The organism is Veillonella nakazawae (assembly GCF_013393365.1).
GTDB lineage: Bacteria > Bacillota > Negativicutes > Veillonellales > Veillonellaceae > Veillonella > Veillonella nakazawae.
Genome location: NZ_AP022321.1, coordinates 1,471,680 through 1,497,500, shown reverse-complemented (window position 1 = coordinate 1,497,500; position 25,821 = coordinate 1,471,680). Strand labels below are relative to the sequence as shown.

Sequence of the window (25,821 nt, the reverse complement as noted above, 5' to 3'; positions counted from 1 at the left end):
TGAATTACCTAATAAGCCAATTGTTATCACCTTTGATGATGGCTATGTAGATAACTATAAAAATGTATTGCCTATTTTAAAGGAATACAACATGAAGGCTACCTTGTTTATGATTAGTGATGCAGCTAATACGCCTGGTTTTGTTTCTACAGAACAAATGCACCAAATGGAAGCGGGTGGATTTGATATTCAAGGCCATACAAATCATCATAAAATCTTAACAAAAATTGACCCTACCGAATTACCAGATGCTCTTCTTGGAGGGAAGATTTCTTTGGAGGGGATTTTGGGTGAGCCTATTGAGTATCTAGCATATCCTGGTGGGTTTAACGATATGCTCGTTCAATATGTAACTAAACAATCTGGTTACAAAATGGCTTTCACAGTACAACCAGGTACAGTACAGCCAGGCGATAATTTATATGCCTTAAATCGATTGGCTATATTCCAAGGTGACACACCGTACTTATCGTTCTGGTTACGCCTACATTGTGCACCATTTATTCACTATACATGGTCATTACGTGATTTTTTACGTGATAATGGATGGCCTACATTAGCATCTATTATTCCGTTATTCTAGGAGGAACTATGTCTTACGAAGTATTAGCAAGACCTTTGCGTGTTGCTATTTTAACAGTTTCTGATACGCGTACCTTTGAAACTGATAAAGGCGGTAATAAAGTACAAGAATTTTTAGAACAAGCAGACCATATTGTGGCAGATCGTAAAATTGTCATTGATGATTACAATGAAATCAGAAATGCAATGATCCCATGGTGTAATGATGAATCTATTGATGTTATCATCTCTACAGGTGGTACGGGAATTGCTAAGCGTGATGTAACAATTGAAGCAGCTAATAGTCTCTATGAGAAACATATCCCTGGTTTCGGGGAAATATTTAGATATTTGTCCTATACAGAAGATATTGGGACTAAGGCAATGGCTTCTCGTGCAGAAGCAGGGGTGAACAATAATACGTTAATGTTCTCTGTTCCTGGCTCTGTAGGTGCTGTTACTTTGGCAATGGGTAAACTCATCATTCCTGAAATGGCACATCTTGTTCGTGAAATTACAAAATAATAAATTAAGACTGCTCATACGTGGGCAGTCTTTTTTGATAATATAAATCAAAAAGTGATTTTATGGATATAAAAATATTCAGGTATAATCTAATTTATAGGCTTAAAATTTATATATGCTAATTCTCAATATATAAAACAATACCATTGCAGTATTGTTTTATTTCGATTATACTAGATTTAGTAATACGTTTGTCCGAGTGCACGAGAAAGGAGACCTTATGAAGTTAAATCAGGCCACGGATTATGCATTTCGCATGGTCTTACATATGGCGCTCTTACCTTCGGGAACGAAGCTAACGGGTTCTGTATTGGCTGAGCAAGAATTGATTCCAGAACGATTTTTGCTCAAGATTATGCGTAGTCTCATTGCAGCTGGGATTATGAAATCCTTTCGTGGTGTAGATGGTGGGTTTGCCCTCAATCGAGACCCTCAAGAGATTTCATTGCTCGATGTAATTAGAGCGGTAGAAGGGGATGCGTATTTACAACGGTGTTTATATGATGTAGGTTCTTGCTCTAAGTCTTGTATGGGACATTGTGCTATCAATGAAGCGATGGGAACAATTCAGGACCAATTAATCAATCAGTTGGAGCTGGTTAACTTTAAAACTCTTGCCCAACGTGAACAGTTGATTGCGTCTGAAGCGTTGCCATATTCATAAGCGCAATGATTCAAGGTTTTTAGCGAAAGCTCATCAAGTGATGTAGGTATTTTATTCTAAGGAGGAAAACACATGTTTGAAGCTGTAGATTTAGCTCGATTACAATTTGCGCTAACATCTATCTATCACTGGTTGTTTGTGCCGTTCACACTAGGCATGACAGTGACTGTAGCTATCTTGGAGTGGACATATGTGTCTACTGGTAAAGAAGTATACAAAAAAATGGCAAAATTCTGGGGCAAATTGTTCCTAATTAACTTTGCTATGGGTGTGGTAACTGGTATTGTTCAGGAATTCCATTTCGGTATGAACTGGGCAGAATATTCTCGTTTTATGGGTGACATTTTCGGCGCTCCATTGGCCCTTGAAGCATTAATGGCATTTTTCTTGGAATCTACATTCATGGGTGTATGGATCTTCGGTTGGGACCGTTTGAATAAAACTGTTCACGCTCTTGTAGCTACGTTGGTGGCATTAGGTACAAACCTATCCGCATTCTGGATTCTCGTAGCAAACTCCTTCATGCAACATCCTGTAGGTTATGTAATCCGTAATGGCCGTGCAGAAATGGATAATTTCTTAACAATTGTTCAAAATGGTTATGTACCAGGCCAATTCTTCCATATCGTGTTAAATGGTTTATTAACAGCAGGCGTAATTATCATGGCCATCAGTGCTTGGCACTTATTGCGCAACAATGCGACAGACTTCTACCGTCGTTCTGCTAAATGGGGCATGGTTATTGCTCTTGTATTCGGTACTTTAGGCGCTTTGGCAGGTCATCATCAAGGTCAATACATTACAAAAGTACAACCTATGAAAATGGCTGCTATGGAAGCATTGTGGGAAACACAAGATCCTGCTCCATTCTCTTTGGTAGCTAACATTGATACTAAAGCTCAAAAGAATACGGGTGCACTTGAAATCCCTGGTGGTTTGTCCTTCTTAACTCAAAACTCCTTTACTTCTGGTAAAGTAGAAGGTATTAAAGATCTTCAAGCCAAATCCGAGGCTCAATACGGTCCTGGTAACTATATTCCAGATGTTCCAGCAATCTTCTGGACATTCCGTGTCATGGTTGCAGCTGGTTCCATTATGTTGCTTGTTGCATTCGTAGGTCTTATCCTTAATGCAAAAGACAAATTGGTTGGAAATCGCACATTCTTAAAAATTATGTTCTGGACATTGCCATTGCCATTCATTGCTCATTCCACAGGTTGGTTTGTAGCAGAAGCAGGTCGTCAACCATGGCTTGTAAATGGCTTGCAATTAACTGTAGACGGTGCTTCTAAATCCGTTACAGCTCCAGAAATTATGACTACTATCATCGGCTTCACAGTTGTGTATATCGTAGCAGCTATTGCAGCTCTCTACCTTGCTGTAGAACACATCAAAAAAGGTCCAGATGGCAATCCATCTCACGATGTAGTTGAAAAAGAGGAGGCGAGATTATGGAATTAATTTTTAATAACCTTGAAGTGGTATGGTTTATTTTAATTACTGTACTATTCGCTGGCTTCTTCTTATTAGAAGGTTTTGACTATGGTACTGGTATTTTATTACCATTCATCGGTAAAACTGACGTTGAACGTCGTCAAATGATCAATGCCTTGGGTCCTGTTTGGGATGGTAACGAGGTATGGATGATCACTGCTGGTGGTGCATTATTTGCATCCTTCCCTCATGTATATGCTACGTTGTTTAGTGGTTTCTATTTAGCGTTATTCTTAATGCTTGCGGCTCTTATTATCCGTGGCGTATCTTTTGAATTCCGCTCCAAGAGCCCTAACTTGTTATGGCGTAAAACTTTTGACTACTGCATCTTCTTTGGTTCCTTGATTCCTGCATTGTTGTGGGGCGTTACAGTTGGTAACTTGATTCAAGGTACTCCAATTGATGCAAGCATGACATATGTAGGCACATTCTTTGATTTGTTAAGCCCATACACAGTACTTTGTGGCATTGCGTTTATCTTGGTATTCACATACCATGGTGGCTTGTTCACTTCTATCAAAACTGCTGGTGCTGTTTCTGAACGCGCTCGTGCAGCTTCCTTAGTAGTAGGTGTTCCTACAGCTATCGGTGCATTAGCATTGGTAGGTGCAACTTATGTATTTACAGATTTGTTTAACTCTGTATTAGCAATTATTTGCTTTGCGTTGGCAATCGTGTTCTTCCTCATTTCTTGGGGCGCAACACGTACTCGTAATACAAAATGGGGCTTTGTATTCAGCTCCTTATCCGTTATTTCTGTAACGGCTGCTTACTTTGCTGGTTTGTTCCCTCGCATCATGGTTTCTTCTTTGAATCCTGAGTGGAGCTTAACTATTGCAAATGCAAGTAACTCTACTTACACATTGACATTGATGACTTGTGTAGCCTTTGTATTTGTGCCAATTATCTTGGCTTACCAAATCTGGGTATACTGGACATTCCGTCATCGTGTATCTGAAAAAGACTTACACTATTAATAGAATAGCTTTATAACTCTGGTGAGTTGTAAAATTTAGGTCTCAATGTGAGGCGTGTCGTAGCGGCACGCCTCTTTTTTGTGGTAAGATGGATATGATATTGATAAATTTAGATTCACTTGGACTAACTTAGATTATATTTAAATAAAATTTAATTTAGACTTAGTTAGGGGTAGTCTAATCGATTTAATTTTATATTCTTAATAGTTTTACCGTAGAGGATACTATGATACAGCGTACTGCTTTTAAAGCGCTGCTAGAACATAAAGGTCAGCTATTACTACTTGGATTAACCTGCTTAGTAGAGAGTTTGGCTATTGTTGGGCAAGCTTGGTTCTTTGGAACCTTAATTAATAATTTTATATTTTCAGAGAATACCTTACATGATGAAAGGTATTCTATTATCTATTTAGGAATTGCTATTATTGTAAGATTGCTTGCACATTATATACAAGAATCCGTAGCAAATCGATTAGGTAGTGCAGTAAAAGCAACCTTTAGAGAACGGGCCTTAGAGCATATGTTTAAACTTGGTGTGCAACATAAGGAACGCCATGGCGATGTGATACATATGCTTACTGATGGATTAGAGCAAGTAGATGCTTATGTAGCTCGTTATATTCCTCAAATTTTATATGCTATTATGATTCCTCTTATTATGGGGATTGCTATTGTAGATACATTACCTATTATTGGTATCATTCTAATTATCACCGTACCATTAATTCCATTCTTTATGATCTTAATTGGTAAGCAAGCGGATCGTCTTAATAAAGAACAGTGGGAGCGTATGAGCTTCTTATCTGGTCATTTTCTTGATGTATTGCAAGGTATTACAACATTAAAACTTTTTGGTCGTGCAAAGGATCAAATTAAGGTTATTAGTCGTTTATCTGAGGAGTTTAAAGACTCTACATTACGAGTATTGCGTGTGGCATTTTTATCTGCTCTAGTTCTTGAGCTCGTAAGTACTATTAGTACAGCATTGATTGCGGTATACCTGGGCTTAACATTATTGGATGGTGAAATCTCATTCTTTTCAGCTTTCTTTATTTTGCTATTAGCGCCAGAGTTCTATACGCCATTTAGACAATTGGGGGCTGCATTCCATACGGGTATGGCAGGTAAGACCTCGATTTTAAAATACGAAGAGTTTATGAATCGCCAGCCATCGCTGCCTATAGGTGGTCAATCTCAACTTAAAGGTAAGGTACAAGCAATTGAAATTAAGGATTTAACGTTTACCTATGAAGATAGTGAAAATGGTGTACAACATATTTCATTAGTGGCTAAACGTAATTTTCCGATCATGCTTGTTGGTGAAAGTGGGGCAGGGAAATCTACAATTGCCCATATTATTGGGGGATTTTTGACTGCTCCTAAAGGCAGTGTTACTATAGATGGTCTTGATCTATGTGACATCGATATTGAGTGGTGGCGCCAACAAATTACCTATGTATCTCAACATCCACACATTATGAAAGGCACCTTGCGTGAGGTTCTATCCTTTGGCATGGATGTAAGTGATAAAGAAATTCTTGATGCTTGTAAAGAGGTTCAACTCTTAGATGTCATCAGTCGTCATGCTGACGGTCTTGATGCGGTCATCGGAGAAGGTGGTTTAGGTCTAAGTGGTGGTGAGCGTCAACGGGTTGCCTTAGCACGTGCATTTTTGCGAAAGGGTCAAGTGTTAATTCTCGATGAGGTGACGGCACATCTTGATGTAAAAACAGAAGCTATTATAAGCAGTGCTATCAAACGTTTGATGGATAATAAAATCGTCATTATCATTGGTCATCGTCTACAAACGATGCATTGGGCATCTACACTATACGTTTTGAAACATGGACATATTATTCAACAAGGTTCTTATGCGAAGCTTCTCTCAGTAGATGGTTATTTTAAGGACCTTGTTACCTCTGGTTTAGGTGAATTTTCTTCAACTATCGAAGAACAATTAAAAACAGAAAAGTCATTTAGCTTAGAACATAGAGAAGAGATTGATAATTCAATTTGTGTAGATAATCAAGATGCTTACGTATTGGGGCAAGATACAATACAGACTCCTGAGGTTTCAACTTCTAAGACGGGCATACAAGGATGGAAATTATTATTTACTGTACTGAGTCCTGCAAAGTGGTCGTTAGTATTAGCTTTGATTTTTACATTCTTAACGGTATTTATGAATGTGGGCTTATTAACTGTGTCTGCATGGTTATTGGCATCAGCTGCATTGCAACCGGGTCTTACTTATTTGAGCCTTGCTATTGTGGGCGTCCGCTTCTTTGGTGTCAGTCGTGCTGTATGTCGTTATTTTGAACGGTATACATCTCATCGTATGGCGTTCCAAGGTCTGTATGGTTTGCGTGTATGGTTTTATGCTCATTTAGAACCATTGGCGCCGGCTATTCTTAAACGTTTTGGCGCAGGGGATATGCTAGGCCGTATTATGGGGGATATAGAGGTACTACAATTTTTCTACTTGCGTACGTTGATTCCGCCTGCAGCAGCCATTACTTTAACTATTTTAGTTGCCTATGGTGTATCTACGATTGATAATAGTTTGGTTGCGCCTATAGTTTTAGCAGCCTTTATATTAGGTCTAGTTTTGCCTTTAGTTGTATATGCTCATAACAAACAATCGTTGACGGCGATTGGACCTCAACAAGGGGAATATAAATCCTTATTAAGTGATACCATGGATAGCTTGGAGGATGTCATTAGCTACGGCAATGAACAGTTAGTATACGATCGTATTCAACATATGATGAGTACTGTGGATGCTAATAAAGGTATTATCGAGCGAGGCATGAACTTAGGCAATACGCTGTTCCTAGGTGGAGTCCAAATTACAGTTGTCATTGTAGCCATATTGGCAGCCAATGCGTTGACCGGAGCTTGGGCCAGTGTTATGGTAGCAGTTGCTGCTATTGGTACACAAGCTTGGTTTGAGGCCTTACAACCTATGATTGCTGCCGTTCATCATGGTGCTGAAAGTAAAGTGGCTACAAGTCGTCTCATAGCACTTGCAGATGAGCCAATTCCAGTAGTGGAACCAAACGCACCAAAACCATTTAATGCTAATCGGGAGATTACATTTACTGATGTATCCTTTGGTTATGATGCGCATCGTCGTATTTATGAACATCTTAGATTAGACATTAAACAAGGTCAATCGATTGCTATTGTTGGCGCTAGTGGATCTGGTAAGACTACATTGTTTAATATGCTTGAGCGATTATATGACTACAGTGGCTCAATCCATGTTGGTGATGTAGAGTTAAAGGATATTTCTATCGATACATGGCGTAATGCTTTAGGCACGATAACGCAAGATACATATATTTTCCATGCGTCCTTTGAAGATAATATTCGACTAGCAAGACCGGATGCTTTAGAAGCTGATTTAGAGTATGCTATTGATTGTGCTTCGTTGCGCTCTGTAGTGGAACGCTTGCCAGATGGTATTCATACGATTGTTGGTAGTGGTGGTCATGGCCTAAGTGGTGGTGAACGACAACGGGTTGCTTTAGCTCGACTATTCTTGCGAAAACCTCAAGTTGTTTTGTTAGATGAACCATTAGAAGGTTTAGACCAAGTAACGAGGAAGGCTCTGCATCGTGATTTGATGGAATATGTACAGGATAAAACATGCTTATATATTACACATCAGTTAGAAGGATTAGAGCATATGGACCGTATCTTATTTATGGATAAAGGTCAAATTATAGAAGATGGAACTTACGAAGAATTAATTGCCCTTCGTGGTCACTTCTATGAATATTGTTATCTATCCATGGCAAGTATTCAATAAAAATAAATATCAATTAAACTATCTATTATAAATACTAAATTATAATAGTCTGAATGTTAAACTGCAGTAATAAAGCCCCTTTTACTATGTAAAAGGGGCTTTATGTATACCTATATTTAATAGTATATGTAGTAGTCTTTTATCGATAAATCATGCAATATATGGTATAATTTGTATATCAAAAGCTGTTTTTTACCCTTGGAGGGATTATGACTAAAATCTTCACCAAATTACGAGCATTGGTGGATGAAGCATTATCTGATAGTGATACGACGGTGAAAAAGGTAAGCCCTGTTCAACAAGTACCTTTAGAACAAGATTTATTTGATCATCGTTTGTTATCTATAGAAGAAGACGTGGTTAATCGCATGTTGCGTGCTGCTCTTCGGAATCATAAGTTCTTTTATTCTATAACTTTTGAGTTTGAACCAAATAATCAAATATTCCTATCCATTATTACTAAATGGGGGAATGTGATTACCGCTGAATTTACTTTAGAAGACTTATGGTTTGATGATTACTCATCATCCTTTGCAATTCGGCTCGATACAGAGAATTTAGATACGGGTGGATTTATTTTAAATTCCATCTTACACTTACTAGGTAACTGGTTCCTTAGTCTTTTTGGCATCTTTTTTAATCCTATTGCATTAGGCGAAAAGGGATCTACCGTACGCTTTGAAAAAAAAGGTATTATTCGCTTTGATTTAATACCCAATACGCAACTTAAAAAGTTTATACCTTTGCCAGAACGCTCTATAGGGAGTGTAGGCCCTGTACTTTTAGCTAATCCTCAAACTAGTCAATCGGTATTGCAAATAGATTATTATGCATTTCATGATCCAGTAGATACATTTACGGTGCCAGATGTCCCAATTCGTACTAGTTGGCTTCGATCCATTGATATTGCGGCAGTGCTCTTGATGCCGATCGGTGTATGGCTTACCTTTATCTTTGCGCATCATTACTTACCAACTGAAACACTAGAGTTTTCATTCTCTACATATTTCTTAATATCTTTGGGGATTTTTATTCTTTCTTTACTACTAATGAATACACCACGATATTTATATATGTATTTTGACTCTAGAAAACAGTGGCAAAGTGCGTTTGTTCATAACAATATCAAGATTCAAATGCGCAAGCTCCATCGGCGCATCTTCATGCAGCAAGCTACCTTGACCTCTGATAGCGGCGAGTGTAATGCCGCTGAAGGTCAAGAACGTATTAAACGTTTATTGTTGCAAATCCGGGATAAGCGCTTCCTAGAAAATAGACTTAAGATTTCTGATGATGATAGAGCGCGCAAACAAAAGGTTAAGTTTATCATTGCTTATATCCTTTGCACTATAATAGAGTTGATATTATTGACTTAAGTTTGTAAAGAATCAGGTTGAAACTCTTTTAAATTATTATGGTATAGTTATTAAGGTAATAAAGAACTATATATAATAAGACATGTGATAAATAAAAAACGTATCTCTTTATTGATATGTACCCCCTTTACTGGACAACCAGTAAAGGGGGTATTTTCATGAGATATAGTTATGAATTTAAAAGAAAAGCAATTGAATTATTTCATCAAGGTGAATGGCCAGAGACACCAACCGGAGTATTGCCGCATACTTTTCATGATCAAATAAGAAAATGGGCTAAACAAGAAATGTTTAATGGTCCAGAAATCAATAAGCATCGTATAGATAATCAACGTTGGTCTCCAGAGAAGAAATATGAATTAGTATGCCAAGTATTATTTGGAAAATCCATACGTTCTGTATCTGTTATGGCTGGAATTAATACTGGACAGCTGTATCAATGGGTTCATAAATACAAAACTTTGGGATACAATGGTCTTATAAATAAACCTAAAGGACGACCACCAAAGGATTGCAAAATGAAAGTACCTAAGACTATCTCACCTCGAAAGCTCAAAGAAAGTGAATATGAGGAACTAGTTCGCTTACGAGCTGAAAATGCTTATATTAAAGCTGAAAATGAAGTCATAAAAAAAGAGATTGCCTTGAGAGAAGAAAAAGAGGCTGCGCGACTCAAGGCGAAAAAGCAGCGATCATCAAAATGCTCCGCCAACAAGGCTATCAACTAAAGTATCTTTTGAAAGCTATGCCAATGTCCAAATCTACCTATTATTTTGAACTTACTAAAGTAGATCTTGTAGATAAAAGAAATACAGAGCTAAAAGATGAAATTCAAAAGATTTTTACAGAACATAAAGGTCGGTATGGTGTACGCCGTGTATATCAAGAGCTTCTTAATCGAGGCTTTGTAGTCAATCATAAACGAGTGCAAAGACTTATGCATATTATGGGGCTCGCAGGAAAGCGACCGAAAGAAAAGTACCACTCTTACAAAGGGAAAGTCGGTAAGGTAGCAGAAAATATCGTCAATAGAGATTTTAGTACAACTGCACCATTACAAAAATGGACTACTGATGTGTCTCAATTTAATTTCTCATGGGGAAAATGCTATTTGTCGCCTATTTTAGATATGAATACGAATGAGATTGTTGCTTATGACTTAGCATTAAGTCCTACCTTAGAACAAATTTCTCGTATGTTAGATAAGGCATTTAAGAAGTTTACTAATCTTTCAGGATTAATCCTCCATTCTGATCAAGGATGGCAATACCAACATAAGTACTTTAGGAGAACACTTAAAGAACATGGTATTATTCAATCTATGTCTCGAAAAGGAAATTGTTATGATAACTCTGTGATGGAAACCTTTTTTGGTAGATTGAAAACGGAAATATATTATGGTTTTGAGAGAGAATATTCATCTTTTAATGCTTTTGCAGCAGCGATAGAAGAATACATTAACTATTACAATAACAAAAGGATTCAAGCAAAAACAAAATGGATGCCCCCTGTGAAATACAGGGAAGCATCCATGTGTTTAGGCTAGTAAATAATATGTGTCCAGGAAAATGGGTACATATCATATGAAGAGATACGTTTTTTATTTATTAATTTGTTATCGTTTTTTACGTCGTTTACGCACCGTTTTGCGGATTTCTTTTTCCCTATGAGATATGGACGGTTGCATTGACTCATAAGTTGGTCGATTTACAGGCATAAATGGTGGGTTACCATATTGATTCGGTTCTGGCTGACCAGGCAATACCCAAAATAGGAAGCCTATGAGCCATACGAAAAGTTCAAGCAAGTAATTGAATGGCGATACAGCAGAATAGGTATTGATGAAAATGATGATTACCGACCATAGAATCCCTGCCCAAGCATTAAAGCCGATATCATGAATACGACGGCCAAATAAGATGCAGGATAATGGGAATAAGGATGCTAATAAAATCCATATAACAACCCTTGTAAACCAATAGGCAGGTAAAGAAACAACAAAGTCCAAGAATACATCATCAATGTAGTGAACGATGTGAAATAAAATCATTAAAACAATGAAGCATATGATAAATTGTAGTCGATTTAACCGTCCCGTTAGATTAAAAATCGATAATCCCATACGTCGACCTTGGAATGCAATGAGCAGACCGACAGTACATATGAGTAGTGTTCGTAATACAACATAGAGTAAATCCATAAGTTCCCCTTTATTTATAGCTTATAGTTGAGTTAATTCTGGCAAGACTAGCTCAAAGGCTACACCTTGCTTCATTGATTTTACAGTATCCACTGTGGCTTGAATCGCCTTGGTAGTAAAATTCATTGCTAACTCTGCCGCATCATAAGGTGAATATCCCCTCATTACTGCACCGGATAATACAGCAGTAAAGATATCCCCAGTTCCTGTAGCTTTCACAGGGATAAGAGGAATATCATAAGTTTTTAAATAATCAGTTGGCCCATCATAGACAGCGATAACCGCATGCGTTTCCGATGGTACGCTGGTCATGATAACCATGTCAGGTCCCATTTGGTACAACCTTTTGCAACGATCGCGCAATTCATCATCGCTAATAGGATCTGTAGAGAATGGAATATCTAATAAGAAACAAGCCTCCGTGTAATTAGGCTTTACAATGTGAGCTTTGGAAACAAGTTGGCGCATAGCTACTACCATATCAGGTGTATAAATAGAGTAGAGGCGACCATCATCGGCCATAGCAGGATCGACGATAATCATTTGGCCATTGTTACCGAAGCGATCGATGGCTTCTTCCACGAGATGAATTTGTTCTGGCGATGCTAAAAAACCACTTACAATAGCGTGAAAGTCGATTTCGTTTTTATCCCAGCAGTCCATAAAATCTCTCATATGTGCAGATAAATCTACGAACTCGTAGTGTGGATATTCTAAGTGATTACTCAATACAGCTGTTGCCAATGGAACCGCTTGGCAACGCATAGCGCTGATGATTGGGATCATAACGGTTAGGGCACAACGGCCGATGGAGCTCATGTCTTGAATTGTTAAGACTCTAGGTACTTCTGTCATAGACACCTCCAAAATATTATATATTTTATTGTACGTTATGTAGGGCTTTCTGTAAATGTAATGATGTAATTCATGAAATTAACTTCATAATGTAGTATAATAAAACAGATAGACTTTTTATGGAGGATAGTGACAATGACAAGGTATGTGTTTCGACGCCTAGGTGGCGCAATCATAATCTTATGGGTCATCATTACCGTAACATTTGCATTAATGCATGCAATTCCGGGGGGACCTTTTACAACTGAGAAGAAATTACCACCTCAGGTGAAAGCAAGTATTGAAGCAAAGTATCATCTTGATGATCCTGTGTGGAAGCAGTATGGTGATTATTTAGGTGGTGTTATTACTGGTGATTTGGGACCATCATACAAGTATGAAGGCCGTAGTGTAAACGATATTATCAGCGATGCATTCCCAATTTCTGCACAGCTCGGCTTATTATCATTAATGGTGGCTGTAGTAGGTGGCATTGCAGCAGGTGCTATTAGTGCTATGCGCCCTAATGGTATTGTTGATTATGCGGTAACTATATTATCTACAATTGGTATTTCTGTGCCTACCTTTATTATTGGTGCCGTTCTTGTATATGTGGTGGGCTTTGAACTAGGCTGGTTCCCAGTGGCCTTATGGCGTGGTCCATCTTATATGGTGCTACCAGTATTAACGTTAGCTGCACAACCGATGGCATTTATTGCACGCTTAACACGCAGTGGGTTGCTTGATGTGTACCAACAAGAATACATCCGTACAGCTCGCGCCAAAGGCTTGAGTTCTTGGACTATTTTGACACGTCATGCGTTAGGGAATGCTATTTTGCCAGTTATTACCTATTTGGGCCCATTGGCTGCCAGCCTTTTGACAGGTAGCTTTATCGTAGAAACGATTTTTGCTATTCCAGGCCTTGGACAGTATTTCGTAACATCTATTTATAACCGTGATTATACCGTTATTCTTGGCATTACGATTTTCTATAGTGCACTTGTAGTATTTCTTAATATCTTGGTGGATATGATTTATCCATTAATTGATCCACGTGTTACGACAGAGGAGGGGACAGATGAATAAGGAAGATTTTTTACCTATTGAGCGAACCCCTCAAGAAGAAATTACAAGCTTTATAAAACGTCCTAGTAAATGGGCGAGATTTAAGGTAAATCGCTTGGCCGTAGTAGGGGCAACCATCATTTTGGTGATGATTGTGTTGGCTATTTTAGGCCCCCTAATTTCGCCGTATACCTATGCGGACCAATCCTTAATCGATGCGAACCAAAGCCCAAGCTTTAGTCATTGGTTTGGTACCGATACATTAGGTCGTGACATTTACACTCGCGTTATGTACGGTGCTCGTATTTCCTTAACCATCGGTTTTGTAGCGGCATTTATCAATCTTGTTATCGGCGTTACCTATGGCGGTATTGCAGGTTACCTTGGTGGTAAGGTTGACCGCATCATGATGGGGCTGGTAGATGTATTGTATGGTATTCCACTTTTACTGTATGTAATTTTGTTGATGGTTGTACTTGGCCCTGGCTTAACATCTATTTTCGTAGCATTGGGCATTGCGTACTGGCTGAATATGGCCCGTATCGTACGTAGTCAAATTTTGAAAGTTAAAAACGAAGAATATATCATTGCTGCTGAAGCGATGGGCATTCCAAAATATCGCATTTTATTGCGTCATATTTTGCCAAACTGTGTAGGTCCAATCATTATTACTTTGACATTGGCCATCCCAGAGGCTATTTTTACAGAAGCATTCCTTAGTTTTATCGGCTTAGGTGTAAATGCACCTATGGCGAGCTGGGGCGTATTAGCTTCTGAAGGGATTAGTAGCATGCGCTCTTATCCGTTCCAATTGATTTTTCCTGCTGTTGCCATTAGTGTTACCATGCTTGGTTTCGCATTCCTTGGCGATGGCTTACGTAATGTGTTAGACCCTAAGGAAGGAGATAGATAATGAATAACGCAATTGTTGATGTGCGCAATGTGTCCATTACCATTGATACCTTCCAAGGCCCCTTACGGGTTATTCGCAATCAAGATATCTCCTTACAACCAGGTGAGATTTTAGGTGTTGTTGGTGAATCCGGCTGTGGTAAATCAGTGCTAGTTAATTCATTAATGGGATTACTACCATATGGTAAAACAAAAATCAAAGCCGATACATTTATGATTGATGGCAGTGATTGCCTTGAATTCACTGAAGATGACTGGAATGAATTGCGCGGTACTACTGTTGCTATGGTATTCCAAGATCCTATGACATCTTTGAATCCAATCATGACGATTGGGGAGCAACTGTATGAGGTTATCCATCGTACTAATGCATATGGTGAGGATTATGACGAACGAGCTATCGCCATCGACTTGTTAAAGAAGATGGGCCTTTCTACACCGGAAAGACGATTGTCTCAATATCCTCACGAGTTAAGTGGTGGTATGCGCCAACGCGTTTGTATCGCCATGGCTGTAGCAGGTCGTCCAAAGATTTTAATTTGTGATGAGCCTACAACAGCACTTGATATTACTACAGAGGCACAAATTTTACGCCTTATGCAAACATTAGCCGTAGAGGCTGGTATTGGGATTATCTTTATTTCTCACAACTTACGCGTTATCGCTCAAATTTGCGATCGCGTTATGGTTATGTATGCTGGTAAATGTGTTGAATCTGCTACAGTGGAGGGCATATTTAATGAACCTCGCCATCCGTACACATTAGGGTTATTGCTCGCTCTGCCACAAGGTAAATGGCATGGTGAGTTAAAAGCCGTTGAAGGTCAACCGCCAGATTTATTTGATTTACCGCGAGGTTGTGCATTTAATCCACGGTGCAAGTGGGCTATGCGTATCTGTGGTAATCGGATTCCTATGGTTACAAATGTTGGTGAAAATCATCAATTTACATGTTGGTTAGCTAAGTTGGAGGGACTTTAATGAGTTACGTATGGGAAACTGACAATCTCGTTAAAGAGTTCACTCTGTCAGGAGGCTTATTTAAGCCAAAACACACGGTACATGCTGTACAAGGCGTGAGCCTATATCAATCACCAGGGGAAACCCTTGGTATCGTAGGTGAGTCTGGGTGTGGTAAATCCACATTTGGCTACACTTTGATGGGCTTACATCAAGCTACATCAGGTTCTATTTATATGAACGGTCGTCACATTGATCCGTATGTGGATCGAAAAGCTGTTCATCCGGTGATGCAAATGGTATTCCAAAACCCTTATGCATCTCTTAATCCACGTCTTACCGTTAATGCGATTCTAGAGGAACCATTGGAGCTAGATCCAAAATATACACCTCGCGATCGTGTTATTCGTGTAAAAGAAGTGCTTGATCAAGTTGGTTTGAACATGTCCTTTGGTGAGCGTTATGCTCATGAATTGTCAGGTGGCCAACGTCAACGTATCGGTATTGCACGGGCTCTCATTATGCAGCCACAGTGTATCATCTGTGATGAGCCGATTTCAGCACTAGATGTATCCATTCAAGTACAAATTATGACATTGCTTGAGAGATTACAAGAACAACATGGTATTTCGTACCTCTTTATTTCTCATGATTTAAATATGGTGCGCTACATCAGTCATCGCATGGTAGTTATGTATTTAGGAGCTGTTATGGAAGAAGGTCCAGCGTTGGATTTATATGAATTCCCACAACATCCGTATACTCGTGCTTTGACCGCTTTAAACGGTCCAGTTATACCGCATGCTCCCATTGGAGCACCGCTTAAAGGGGACCCACCAAATCCACTAAATCCACCAAAAGGTTGTTTGTTTAGTGGTCGATGCCCAGAGGCAGAAGGTCGTTGCTTTGCAGAACGTCCACCTCTTCGTGATTGGGCAGATCGCCGCATCGCATGCTGGCACATATAATGGGAGAATAGTATGGAAAAGTTACTTGTTGGCAAGTCCTTGGAACATCAACTCGATACAGTTATCAAAGAATTAGCACCAAAAGGGAATATATCCTATGCAGTACTACAATTTGACGATGAAGAGGAGCCGACTATTATTGCTTCTAAAGGGGAAGCTACGGTACATTCTAGTGCAAGTTTGATTAAGGTACTTATCATGGAATATGTGTTCCATTTAGCTCGTACTGAACAGTTAGACCTTAATGATACAGTACCTCTATCTAGAACACCACGTGTTGAAGGTGGTGGTGCATTACAAGAGCTAGTAGCAAAGCATAGCTTTACGTATCTTGAGTTATGTCGTCTTATGATGGTTCTTAGCGACAATATGGCGACAAATTTGCTCATTACAGTTCTAGGGATGGAAAATATCAATGCCCGTGCAGAACAGCTTGGTGTAGATGAAATTGAACTCAATCGTATGATGATGGACTTTGATGCTCTAGCAGAAGGCCGTGATAACCATTTGACTGCATTGTCTTTGGCTCGTTTGTATAAACACATTTTTGAATGTCGTGATAGAGATGCTTATGGTCGAGAAATGTGGAATATTTTAGGTCGCCAACAATTCCGTGATATCTTGCCATTTTATTGGGGCGAAGATACACGCTTTCACCATAAAACAGGATCCCTTGACCGCGTAGAGCATGATGGGGGCGTTTTAGAAACATTTAGAGGTCATTTCTGCTTTATCCTCTTGATGAGCGATATCGATAATGACCGAGGTAAAGAGTTAGGCGCTCGAGTAGGGCGTATCATGAAAGAATTTGTAGAGGAAGCATTGCCATGATGGATAAACGAAATTTGTTAAAACTCATGGTCCTTGCTCTTGGGGTGAGTGTGCTCTTATTTGTATTTGGTTATCCTCGCGGGGAACAACCAATTGATGAGCATACCATTCGATATGTTATTGAGCAGGAACCATCCACATTGGATCCAGCAAAGTCTACTACCTCTCCGGAGGCTACAGTTCAACTTCAATTATTTGACGGTTTAGTTCGTTTAAATGATGAAAGTGAACCAGAGGCAGCACTAGCTAAAAGCTGGGATATTTCTGATGATGGTCGCGAGTATACCTTCCATTTACGACCTGATTTGAAATGGTCTAATGGAGAGCCTTTGACGGCTCATGACTTTGAATACGCGTGGAAACGCGTATTAGACCCTGAAGTCCATGCGGACAATGCATATATGTTATATGTATTAGAAAATGGTGAAGCCTTTAATAATGGTGACGCTTCAGCTGATGATGTTGGCGTTAAGGCCACTGATGATAATACATTAGTAGTTACCTTAGAGAATCCAACAGCGTATTTCTTAAAATTACTAGCTTCTCATAGCTATTATCCAGTGAGCCAAAAAGATGTAGATGCTAATGAAAACTGGGCTGCCAATGCAGATACATTTGTATCTAATGGTCCATACCGCTTACTATCCTGGAAGCATAATGGAGAAATGGATTTCATTAAGAATCCTAACTATTGGGATGCAGATTCTGTGAAAACAGAGAAAATGAATTGGCCTATTAGTGAATCCCAAAGCACACGCCTTACATTGGTTGAAGGTGGCGAAGCAGATATGACGGTTGAGCCTCCTGTAGCAGACCAAAAACGATTAGAAGAGGCAGGTCTATTACATATTGGACCTATGCTTGGTAACTATTATTACGTATTCAATGTGAAAGCAGATCCTTTCACAGATCCTGAGGTGCGTAAAGCTTTCTCCATGGTTATCAACCGTGCTAACATCGTTAACAATATTGTTCGCGGTGGTAAAGAGGCGGCCTATGCCTTTGTTCCTTACGGTATGCTTGAAAGTAATGGGCGTGAAGATTTCCGTGAAGCGGGTAACTATCTTGTTTATGAAGATGTAGAACAAGCTAAAGAAATCTTGAAAAAAGCTGGCTATGATAAAAATCATCCATTGCCTCCAATTACGATTTTGTATAATACAAGTGAATTACATAAAGCGATTGCCGAAGCTGTACAAGATGCTTGGGTCAATGCATTTGGTGCAGATGTGCGCTTACAAAATCAAGAGACAAAGGTATTCTTAGCCGACCGCGAAGCTGGTAAATATCAAGTTGCTCGTGCTTCTTGGGTTGCGGATTACAGTGATCCACAAAACTTCTTAGAAGTATTCTCTGCTGAAGACAATGATAGTCAGTATCATAGTGATGATTATAACGAGTTAATCGCTCGTATTCGTACGACACCAAATGGGGCTGAACGGGATGCGTTGATGCATAAAGCAGAACAGATGATTTTTGATGAAGCTCTAGTAATGCCATTGTATTTCACAACGCAACCATATGTAACAAACGGAAGTATTCAAAATTATTTCTGGACTACATTAGGCCTTGTTGACTTTAAAAAAGCATACAAATAAGATACACTTAAGACGTACACTATGTGTACGTCTTTTGTTGTATTTTATGAGGACATATGAACTGGATTGAACCAAAGCGCTTAGCACCGGGCATGACCATAGGTATTATGGCACCTGCCAGTGCAAGCGATGAAGATTTACATAGAATAGAAGAAATTTGTAACCTAAGGGGATATAAAGTACTCTTTGGTGAAAGTGCACATCGCAAAGGCTTGTATGGCGGTACACCAGAGGAGCAAGCCCGAGAATTTCAATATATGATGACAACCGCACCTTGTGATGCGGTACTTGCCTTGCGCGGTGGTTACGGAACAATGCGTTATCTAGATTTATTAGATTATACAGCAATCCGTAAGCATCGAAAGTCTTTTATTGGGTATAGTGATTGTACAGCACTTCACATGGGGATCAATCGATATAGCCGACTCATTACCTATCACGGGCCGATGGGTGTAGATTTTAAGCCTGAACGCAAAGCAGATATTGATGCTTTATTTAATACTTTAGAAGGTAAATTACAAGTCATAGAACCATTACCTGAACCGCCGCGTGGTGCCATTGGTACTGAGCTGGGAGAAGGGATTTTACGAGGTGGTAATATGACGATGTTATCTATGTTGTCGGGAACACCGTATTTTTTAGAGGCTGCATCTTGGGAGGATACATTACTATTCATTGAAGATGTAGGAGAGGCACCTTATAAGCTAGATCGTATGTTGCAACAATTTCGTCTCAGTGGTTTATTGAGTCGTATTAAAGGTTTAGTGATTGGTACTTTTACAGATTGTGAAGGCGATGATGATGAGCGTGATTACGATTTAGGCTATGAAGCGTTACGCTACATGGAGGAAAATAGAGACCCTGAATTGTTGGATCCTTTTGTATGCTATGTCACAACAGGTCATGGAACGCCGCATCAAACATTACCACTAGGAGCGATGATTAACTTTAGGTATATTTCAAATACCATAATTGTTCATCCCTATACAAAATAGACACATTCTTCTTAGATAGAATAAATAATAAACAGTATAAATTAGAAGTTAAAAAGGGAAGTTATGACATTACAAGAACGAGAGGCTCGTGCCTGTGCCATCATAGATAGTATGGCTGAGGAATTGCGCGATATCTCCTTATATTTACACGATAACCCAGAATTGGGCTTAGACGAGCATAAAGCCGTTAAGGTAATTAACCAATTCTTAGAAAATCATAATTTTACATCTCAAGTGGGGCTAACTGATCTTCCAGAGTTACAAACGGCGTTACGGGGTGACTATAACGGTACTGCACAGCATAAAATAGCCTTTTTAGGTGAATATGATGCACTACCAGAACTCGGTCATGGTTGCGGACATAATCTCATTGCTATGATGAGTTTAGGGGCGGCTATTGCCTTCAGTCAAAGTGCACCGGAAACGTGGGGAACGACCTTCTTTGGCTGTCCTGCGGAGGAAACTATTGGTGGTAAAGTATACATGGCTGAGGCTGGTTTGTTTAAGGGCTATGAGGCGGCACTAATCATTCATCCAGGCGGTGAAAATGAGGTAGGGGGCACATCATTAGCGACGCATCCACTAGAGATTACCTTCCATGGACGGTCTTGTCATATAGCATCATTAACTGACTCTGGTATTAATGCCTTAGACTGTGCTGTAGATTTATATCAAAAAATAAAAGAGTTAAAGAAAACATTCCCTAAAGGGGCTATTGTAGGGACCATTTTTACCGAAGCTGGTACAGCACCAAATGTAGTAACTCCTAAGGCTACGATTCGCATGACTGTTCGCGGTAGTACGGTGGACGATTTAGAAGGTATTATTTTGCCGGCTATCAAAGAGGCTGCTCAAGAGATCGGAGCATCTTATGGCGCCCGTGTTGAGATGCATCATTATGAGCCTCTCTTTAAGGATATGCGTCAAGATAAACAGCTATTAGATCTCTTTAACGATGTGATGACTGAATTTGGTGAAACGCCCCGTATATTGCCTGATGATGAGGCTGATGGTAGTACAGATGTAGGAAATGTATCTTATGAAGTACCAACAGCACAGCCTACTTTGCAGATTGGGTTAGGTTTAGAGGCTCATACACCAGAGTTCACTTGTGCAGCAGGTTCCGACTATGGATTGGAGCAAGCGATTAAGGGCGCTAAGATTATGGCTGTAGTAGCCTTGCGTTATGCAGTGGGTAAGTGATGTTCAATTTTTGACATATAGAGGTCAAAAAGGTACAATAGATATAATATTTAAGTAAGTATGAAATAAGCCGTCTTCAACAAGACGGCTTTTATTCCGGTGGAGATAGATATGAGTGTTTTAACCGTTTCAAATGTAACCCATGGTTTTGGAGCGCGACAAATTTTAGATGATGCATCATTCCGCTTGTTGAAAGGTGAACATGTAGGGTTAATTGGTGCTAATGGTGAAGGCAAGTCTACATTCCTAAATATCATTACAGGCAAAATACCTCCTGATGAAGGTAAAATTGAATGGTCCAACCAAGTAACTGTAGGTTATTTGGATCAACATGCGGTCCTCGAAAAGGGCATGACCATTCGCGACGTATTGCAACGAGCTTTTGATGATTTGTTTGTAATGGAGCAAAACATTAACGATGCGTACAATCGCATGGGTGATGTGTCTGAAGATGAAATGAATAAGCTTCTCGAGCAAGTAGGGGAGTGGCAAGAAATTCTAGAGCAGCGTGGCTTCTATGAAATTGATGCGGTTATTGAGCGTACAGCTGCAGGTTTGGGCCTTATGGATATTGGGCTTGACCGAGATGTTACGGAGCTCAGCGGTGGCCAGCGTACAAAGGTTTTACTTACAAAACTTTTACTAGAAAAACCAACGATTTTGCTCTTGGACGAACCGACAAATTATCTTGATGTAGAGCATATCCAATGGTTGCAAAACTATTTACAAAACTACGAAAATGCGTTCATCTTGATTTCTCATGATATGGAGTTTTTAAATTCCGTAGTCAACGTGATTTATCATATCGAGCAAGCAGTTTTAACGCGTTATACTGGCGACTATCATCAGTTCCAAGCGGCTTATGAAGTGAAAAAAGCGCAAGCAGCTAAGGCGTATGAGCGTCAACAACAAGAAATTGAGCGCATGGAAGACTTTATCCAACGCAATAAGGCTCGTGTAGCAACGCGTGGTATGGCAAATTCTCGAGCTAAACGGTTAGAGAAAATGGAAATTTTGGAAAAGCCAAAAGTGTACATTAAACCAAGTTTTGGTTTTAAAGAAGGCCGTACGCCAAGTCGTTTTATTGTAGAGGCCTTTGGTTTGGAATTAGGCTATGATGAACCGTTGACTCGACCAGTGGATTTTCAAATTGAAAGAAATAAAAAAATCGCTATTCGTGGCGTTAATGGTCTAGGTAAAACAACATTGTTGAAAACAATTTTAGGTTTATTAAAGCCTGTAAGTGGTGAGTTGGTAAAAGGTGAATTCCTACAAATAGGCTATTTCGCTCAAGAGGATACACCATCCAATTCTGAAACTGCACTAGACTATATTTGGAATGAATATCCGGCAATGACTAATGCAGAGGTGCGTGCAGCGCTTGCTCGTTGTGGCCTTACTAACGAGCATATTACATCGCAAATGCGCGTGTTATCTGGTGGTGAGAATGCAAAGGTTCGATTATGTAAACTGATGCAAAATAAGTACAATGTACTCGTATTAGACGAACCAACGAATCACTTGGACATTTATGCAAAAGAAGAATTGAGTCGTGCTTTGCGTGAGTTCAAAGGAACTATCGTTTTAGTAAGTCATGAACCTGAATTTTATAAAGATTGGGTTACGGATATTTGGAATATTGAGGATTGGACGACGAAAATCGTTTAGGAGGACCGATGAATCAACGTGCAAAGGACGGGATAAAGCAATTTTTAGCGGCTTTATCTGTTGATACTGAGGCGCCAGAGCTAGAGAAAACACCAAGTCGTGTAACAGAATTATATAGTGAATTATTCAGTGGCGTAGGATTAGATACAAAGTCAGCCTGGGGTGAAACATTTAGTACTGATTATAAGGGTCTTGTAGCGGTTACAGGAATTCCTTTTTATTCTATGTGTGAGCACCACTTGTTGCCATTCTTTGGAACCGTAGATATTGTGTACCAACCTAAGGATGGGTGTGTGGCAGGGCTTAGTAAGTTTCAAGATATTGTTAATATCCTTAGCCGGAGGCCGCAATTACAAGAGCGGTTAGCATCAGAATTAGCAGATGCAATTATGAATGATTTATCTGCTCATGGTGTATTCGTACGCATTACATCAACTCAGTTGTGTATGCTTATCAAAGGGACCATGCAGCAAGATTCAAAGGTTATTACATTAGAAAGCCGTGGTGTGCTAGCAGAGACTGGCACATTACGAGATGAAGCGTTGGCAATGTTAGGTGGAGGACAGGCAAATGTTTAAACGTAGAAATTACACATGGAATGATGGCAAAAGTTTATCTTTGTGCGATCGTACCCTTATTATGGGGATACTAAATGGTACGCCTGACTCTTTCTCTGATGGTGGTAAATTCAATACTCCAGAAGCAGCAGCAGCCCATGTAACGCAAATGATTGAAGATGGTGCTGATATTATTGATTTAGGCGTAGAATCTACGCGTCCAGGCTGTACACCATTGACAGCAGATGAAGAAATTGAACGTTTATCTCTATTGATAGAGCCTGTATTAAATGCATCTACAGTGCCTGTATCTATCGATACCTATCATGCTAAAACTGCTGATTATGCACTTTCAAAGGGCGCTCATATTTTAAATGATATTTGGGGCTTACATTATGATCCTGATATGGCAGCAATAGCCGCAAAATACAAGGTGCCGGTAATCATTATGCACAATAGCAATGATACAAATTATGGTGATATCATTGAAGATATGAAAGCATACTTCTTCTATGCCGTGGATAAAGCCTTGAAGGTGGGGATTACACCTCAACAAATTTGGCTTGATCCAGGCATTGGATTTGGTAAAACAGAAGAGCAAAATATTGAAGTTATGCAACGTTTAGGGGAATTAACGGCTTATGAATACCCTATTTTACTTGCGCCTAGCCGTAAGCGTTTTATCGGTTCTATGTTGGGCGGTTTGCCTCCAGAAGAACGCGATGAAGGCACGGTAGCGGCTTGTATTACGGGTGTATTCCAAGGTGTTGATATGGTGCGTGTTCATAATGTGAAAATGCACAAACGCGCCTTGGCCGTAGCAGATGGCCTATTACGAGGTGAATAATGGATAAAATCGTTTTAAAAAACATGGCATTTTATGGATACCATGGCAATTTGACATCTGAACAAGAGCAAGGACAGCGCTTTTTTGTAGATGTTGAAATTACTACGGATCTTACAAAGGCCGGTCAAAGTGACCAGTTAGAGGATTCTATCAATTATGTAGAAGTATATGAGCTTGTAGAATCTGTTATGACTGGAGAAAAACATAATTTATTAGAGCGTTTAGGTGCACTTATTGCCGACTCTTTATACCAACATTATCAAGGTATTGTTGGCTTATCTGTAACGGTGCGCAAACCATCTGTACCTATTGCTGGTATCCTAGATTATGTTGAGGTTGTCACTACAAGAGGTCAAATTTGATGTATACCTATTACATCAGTGTAGGTTCAAATATAGGTGATAAAAGAGGCTATATTAATTCCGCTTTTCACCTATTACAAGGGCATGAGACCGTTTCAGAGGTTATTAGTTCTTCTTTGATAGAAACGGAACCTTGGGGATATACAGATCAGGCGTCATTTATTAATGGCATGTGGTCTTGTAAAAGTGCTTTGAATCCTCATGAAATGTTAAGTGTACTTCAGTCCTTAGAACAAGAGGCTGGTCGTGAACGACTCATTCACTGGGGACCACGTACATTAGATTTAGATATTATTTTGGCTTTTGATGAGGCCGGTTCTATGATTTCCATTTGTGATGAAACTCTAACTATACCGCATCCTTATTTTTGGGATAGAACCTTTGTCTTAGAACCTTTACATGAGTTGTTACCAACTTTTACCTATAAGGGTATGTCAATTAGCGAGCGATTAGCTACATTAAGTTTGGCATAGAAATCTACAAAGATATTAAAAATAAAATTTACAGTTATACCTAGAATTGGGATTATATTAATAGGGACTTACTGTAATGGCAATATATTATTACGTTTTATGCTTGGGGATTCATAGGGAGTATAAATGAATATAAAACGTATCGGTTTGTGCATACTAGCATTAATTGTAGTGGGGCTGTCCTATTGGCTTGCAGTAGGTGGCAATTACGACAGTAAAACAGTACGCATAGACCCAGAAGAGCATACATTAGTAAATTCTAGTGATGCCATCATTTCAAAACGAATATTAGCGATGAAGTCCATCGACTCACAAGTGTACTTTCTAGGTTATGAAGGGTATGGTATTTATAATTTAGCTGATAATACACTTCGGTTGATGCCTATTACCTTTCGTGGTCAACATATAGAGCCACCGAAGACCGAGAATTACCAACGTGGTTTACGAGAGATTACTATGGTAAAAACTTTCTCTGATTTTAGTGGTCCAGAACAATCCATACTCAAGGATTTACTGGAATCTACAGATAGAGGAGCTCATTATTATGGGGACTTTTACCATTCAGGTTATGAGTCATCCCTCATTGACATGAAGGACCAGTATTTTATAACGAATACGGTACGAGCTTTAAAGCGTATAAATCATACATTGTATGTATATGATGCGTCAGGGTTTATTATCATTGATTTAGATAGTCGCCGTATTCAAGGGTTCTTTAATAATCGTCTAGGTGGAGAAGGACCCAAAGGAGTACCTGATAGCTTGCGTGGCCATTATGGTTCAGATTTCACGATGATATATGCATTGTCCAAGTTAGATCCAAAGGATTTAGAAATTTTATGGTCAATGCGAAAACAATATTTAGAAAAGTCGCCACAAGTGATGGAGAATAAGGATTTATTCCCGCTTAATCTTGATGAGATGACTTTATAGG

At 39.3% G+C, this 25,821-nt stretch carries 25 protein-coding genes (1 of these 25 cut by a window edge); 23 read left to right on the top strand and 2 right to left on the bottom strand.

Features of this window, described 5'->3' with window-relative positions; all coding sequences use genetic code 11:
* The 9 genes from VEIT17_RS06790 to VEIT17_RS06750 form a co-directional block, all read left to right on the top strand.
* Nucleotides 1-583: the 3' portion of a polysaccharide deacetylase family protein gene (locus VEIT17_RS06790; RefSeq protein ID WP_178885388.1), read on the top strand. 278 nt of this gene lie to the left of the window's left edge; the window shows 583 of its 861 coding nt (coding positions 279-861); its start codon lies off the left edge, out of view; the stop codon is at nt 581-583.
* An 8-nt stretch (nt 584-591) separates the two neighbouring features.
* The gene (locus tag VEIT17_RS06785; RefSeq protein ID WP_060924992.1) at nt 592-1,086 is read left to right on the top strand and encodes a MogA/MoaB family molybdenum cofactor biosynthesis protein; all 495 of its coding nucleotides are present in this window, start codon (nt 592-594) and stop codon (nt 1,084-1,086) included.
* A gap of 220 nt (nt 1,087-1,306) precedes the next feature.
* A complete protein-coding gene (locus VEIT17_RS06780; RefSeq protein WP_178885386.1) occupies nt 1,307-1,750 on the top strand; it encodes an RrF2 family transcriptional regulator in 444 nt (147 codons plus the stop codon).
* Nucleotides 1,751-1,822: 72 nt separating this feature from the next.
* Complete coding sequence (locus VEIT17_RS06775; protein ID WP_060924990.1) at nt 1,823-3,211, top strand: cytochrome ubiquinol oxidase subunit I; 1,389 nt, start codon at nt 1,823-1,825, stop codon at nt 3,209-3,211.
* Nucleotides 3,202-4,221 (top strand): cytochrome d ubiquinol oxidase subunit II, encoded by a 1,020-nt coding sequence (gene cydB, locus VEIT17_RS06770; protein WP_178885384.1) that lies wholly within the window; start codon nt 3,202-3,204, stop codon nt 4,219-4,221. The genes VEIT17_RS06775 and cydB overlap by 10 nt, the downstream gene beginning before the upstream one ends.
* A gap of 226 nt (nt 4,222-4,447) precedes the next feature.
* Nucleotides 4,448-8,035 (top strand): thiol reductant ABC exporter subunit CydD, encoded by a 3,588-nt coding sequence (gene cydD / locus VEIT17_RS06765; protein WP_178885381.1) that lies wholly within the window; start codon nt 4,448-4,450, stop codon nt 8,033-8,035.
* Nucleotides 8,036-8,244: 209 nt separating this feature from the next.
* The gene (locus VEIT17_RS06760) at nt 8,245-9,411 is read left to right on the top strand and encodes a hypothetical protein (RefSeq protein WP_024066368.1); all 1,167 of its coding nucleotides are present in this window, start codon (nt 8,245-8,247) and stop codon (nt 9,409-9,411) included.
* A gap of 158 nt (nt 9,412-9,569) precedes the next feature.
* Nucleotides 9,570-10,139, top strand: coding sequence for a transposase (locus tag VEIT17_RS06755; RefSeq protein WP_241670381.1), 570 nt, complete (start codon nt 9,570-9,572; stop codon nt 10,137-10,139).
* Entirely contained in the window at nt 10,103-10,957 is an 855-nt protein-coding gene (locus tag VEIT17_RS06750; protein ID WP_242013294.1) for an IS3 family transposase, read from the top strand. The genes VEIT17_RS06755 and VEIT17_RS06750 overlap by 37 nt, the downstream gene beginning before the upstream one ends.
* 69 nt (nt 10,958-11,026) lie before the next feature.
* Here VEIT17_RS06750 and VEIT17_RS06745 read toward each other — a convergent pair whose 3' ends face one another.
* Together VEIT17_RS06745 and VEIT17_RS06740 are read right to left on the bottom strand one after the other, a co-directional pair.
* The gene (locus tag VEIT17_RS06745) at nt 11,027-11,611 is read right to left on the bottom strand and encodes a DUF805 domain-containing protein (protein ID WP_060924987.1); all 585 of its coding nucleotides are present in this window, start codon (nt 11,609-11,611) and stop codon (nt 11,027-11,029) included.
* Between the two features lie 21 nt (nt 11,612-11,632).
* A complete protein-coding gene (locus VEIT17_RS06740; protein ID WP_178885379.1) occupies nt 11,633-12,466 on the bottom strand; it encodes a pyridoxamine kinase in 834 nt (277 codons plus the stop codon).
* Nucleotides 12,467-12,601: 135 nt separating this feature from the next.
* Between VEIT17_RS06740 and VEIT17_RS06735 the strand changes: the two genes are divergently transcribed.
* The 14 genes from VEIT17_RS06735 (at nt 12,602) to VEIT17_RS06670 (ending at nt 25,820) form a co-directional block, all read left to right on the top strand.
* Nucleotides 12,602-13,534: an ABC transporter permease gene (locus VEIT17_RS06735; RefSeq protein ID WP_060924985.1), complete on the top strand. Its 933-nt coding sequence runs from the start codon at nt 12,602-12,604 to the stop codon at nt 13,532-13,534.
* Nucleotides 13,527-14,426 carry an ABC transporter permease gene (locus tag VEIT17_RS06730; RefSeq protein ID WP_024066371.1) on the top strand — a complete coding sequence of 300 codons (900 nt, stop codon included), beginning with the start codon at nt 13,527-13,529 and terminating at the stop codon, nt 14,424-14,426. Before VEIT17_RS06735 ends, VEIT17_RS06730 begins: the two co-directional genes overlap by 8 nt.
* Nucleotides 14,426-15,406: an ABC transporter ATP-binding protein gene (locus VEIT17_RS06725; RefSeq protein WP_178885377.1), complete on the top strand. Its 981-nt coding sequence runs from the start codon at nt 14,426-14,428 to the stop codon at nt 15,404-15,406. The genes VEIT17_RS06730 and VEIT17_RS06725 overlap by 1 nt, the downstream gene beginning before the upstream one ends.
* Complete coding sequence (locus tag VEIT17_RS06720) at nt 15,406-16,353, top strand: ABC transporter ATP-binding protein (protein ID WP_024066905.1); 948 nt, start codon at nt 15,406-15,408, stop codon at nt 16,351-16,353. Before VEIT17_RS06725 ends, VEIT17_RS06720 begins: the two co-directional genes overlap by 1 nt.
* A gap of 12 nt (nt 16,354-16,365) precedes the next feature.
* Nucleotides 16,366-17,184, top strand: coding sequence for a serine hydrolase (locus tag VEIT17_RS06715; RefSeq protein WP_178885375.1), 819 nt, complete (start codon nt 16,366-16,368; stop codon nt 17,182-17,184).
* Nucleotides 17,181-18,782, top strand: a complete 1,602-nt coding sequence (locus VEIT17_RS06710; RefSeq protein WP_178885374.1) for a peptide ABC transporter substrate-binding protein — start codon at nt 17,181-17,183, stop codon at nt 18,780-18,782. Before VEIT17_RS06715 ends, VEIT17_RS06710 begins: the two co-directional genes overlap by 4 nt.
* 56 nt (nt 18,783-18,838) lie before the next feature.
* Nucleotides 18,839-19,777 (top strand): S66 peptidase family protein, encoded by a 939-nt coding sequence (locus VEIT17_RS06705; RefSeq protein ID WP_178885372.1) that lies wholly within the window; start codon nt 18,839-18,841, stop codon nt 19,775-19,777.
* A gap of 63 nt (nt 19,778-19,840) precedes the next feature.
* On the top strand, nt 19,841-20,980 hold the full coding sequence (locus VEIT17_RS06700; RefSeq protein WP_178885370.1) for an amidohydrolase: 1,140 nt from the start codon (nt 19,841-19,843) through the stop codon (nt 20,978-20,980).
* Nucleotides 20,981-21,091: 111 nt separating this feature from the next.
* Nucleotides 21,092-22,648, top strand: coding sequence for an ABC-F family ATP-binding cassette domain-containing protein (locus VEIT17_RS06695; protein ID WP_178885368.1), 1,557 nt, complete (start codon nt 21,092-21,094; stop codon nt 22,646-22,648).
* Between the two features lie 8 nt (nt 22,649-22,656).
* Complete coding sequence (folE, locus tag VEIT17_RS06690) at nt 22,657-23,226, top strand: GTP cyclohydrolase I (protein ID WP_005387220.1); 570 nt, start codon at nt 22,657-22,659, stop codon at nt 23,224-23,226.
* A complete protein-coding gene (gene folP / locus VEIT17_RS06685; protein WP_178885367.1) occupies nt 23,219-24,052 on the top strand; it encodes a dihydropteroate synthase in 834 nt (277 codons plus the stop codon). The genes folE and folP overlap by 8 nt, the downstream gene beginning before the upstream one ends.
* Complete coding sequence (gene folB, locus VEIT17_RS06680) at nt 24,052-24,414, top strand: dihydroneopterin aldolase (RefSeq protein WP_005387223.1); 363 nt, start codon at nt 24,052-24,054, stop codon at nt 24,412-24,414. The genes folP and folB overlap by 1 nt, the downstream gene beginning before the upstream one ends.
* Nucleotides 24,414-24,887, top strand: coding sequence for a 2-amino-4-hydroxy-6-hydroxymethyldihydropteridine diphosphokinase (folK, locus tag VEIT17_RS06675; RefSeq protein WP_178885365.1), 474 nt, complete (start codon nt 24,414-24,416; stop codon nt 24,885-24,887). The genes folB and folK overlap by 1 nt, the downstream gene beginning before the upstream one ends.
* Before the next feature lie 126 nt (nt 24,888-25,013).
* Nucleotides 25,014-25,820, top strand: coding sequence for a hypothetical protein (locus VEIT17_RS06670; protein ID WP_024066856.1), 807 nt, complete (start codon nt 25,014-25,016; stop codon nt 25,818-25,820).
* Nucleotide 25,821 lies beyond the last annotated feature (1 nt).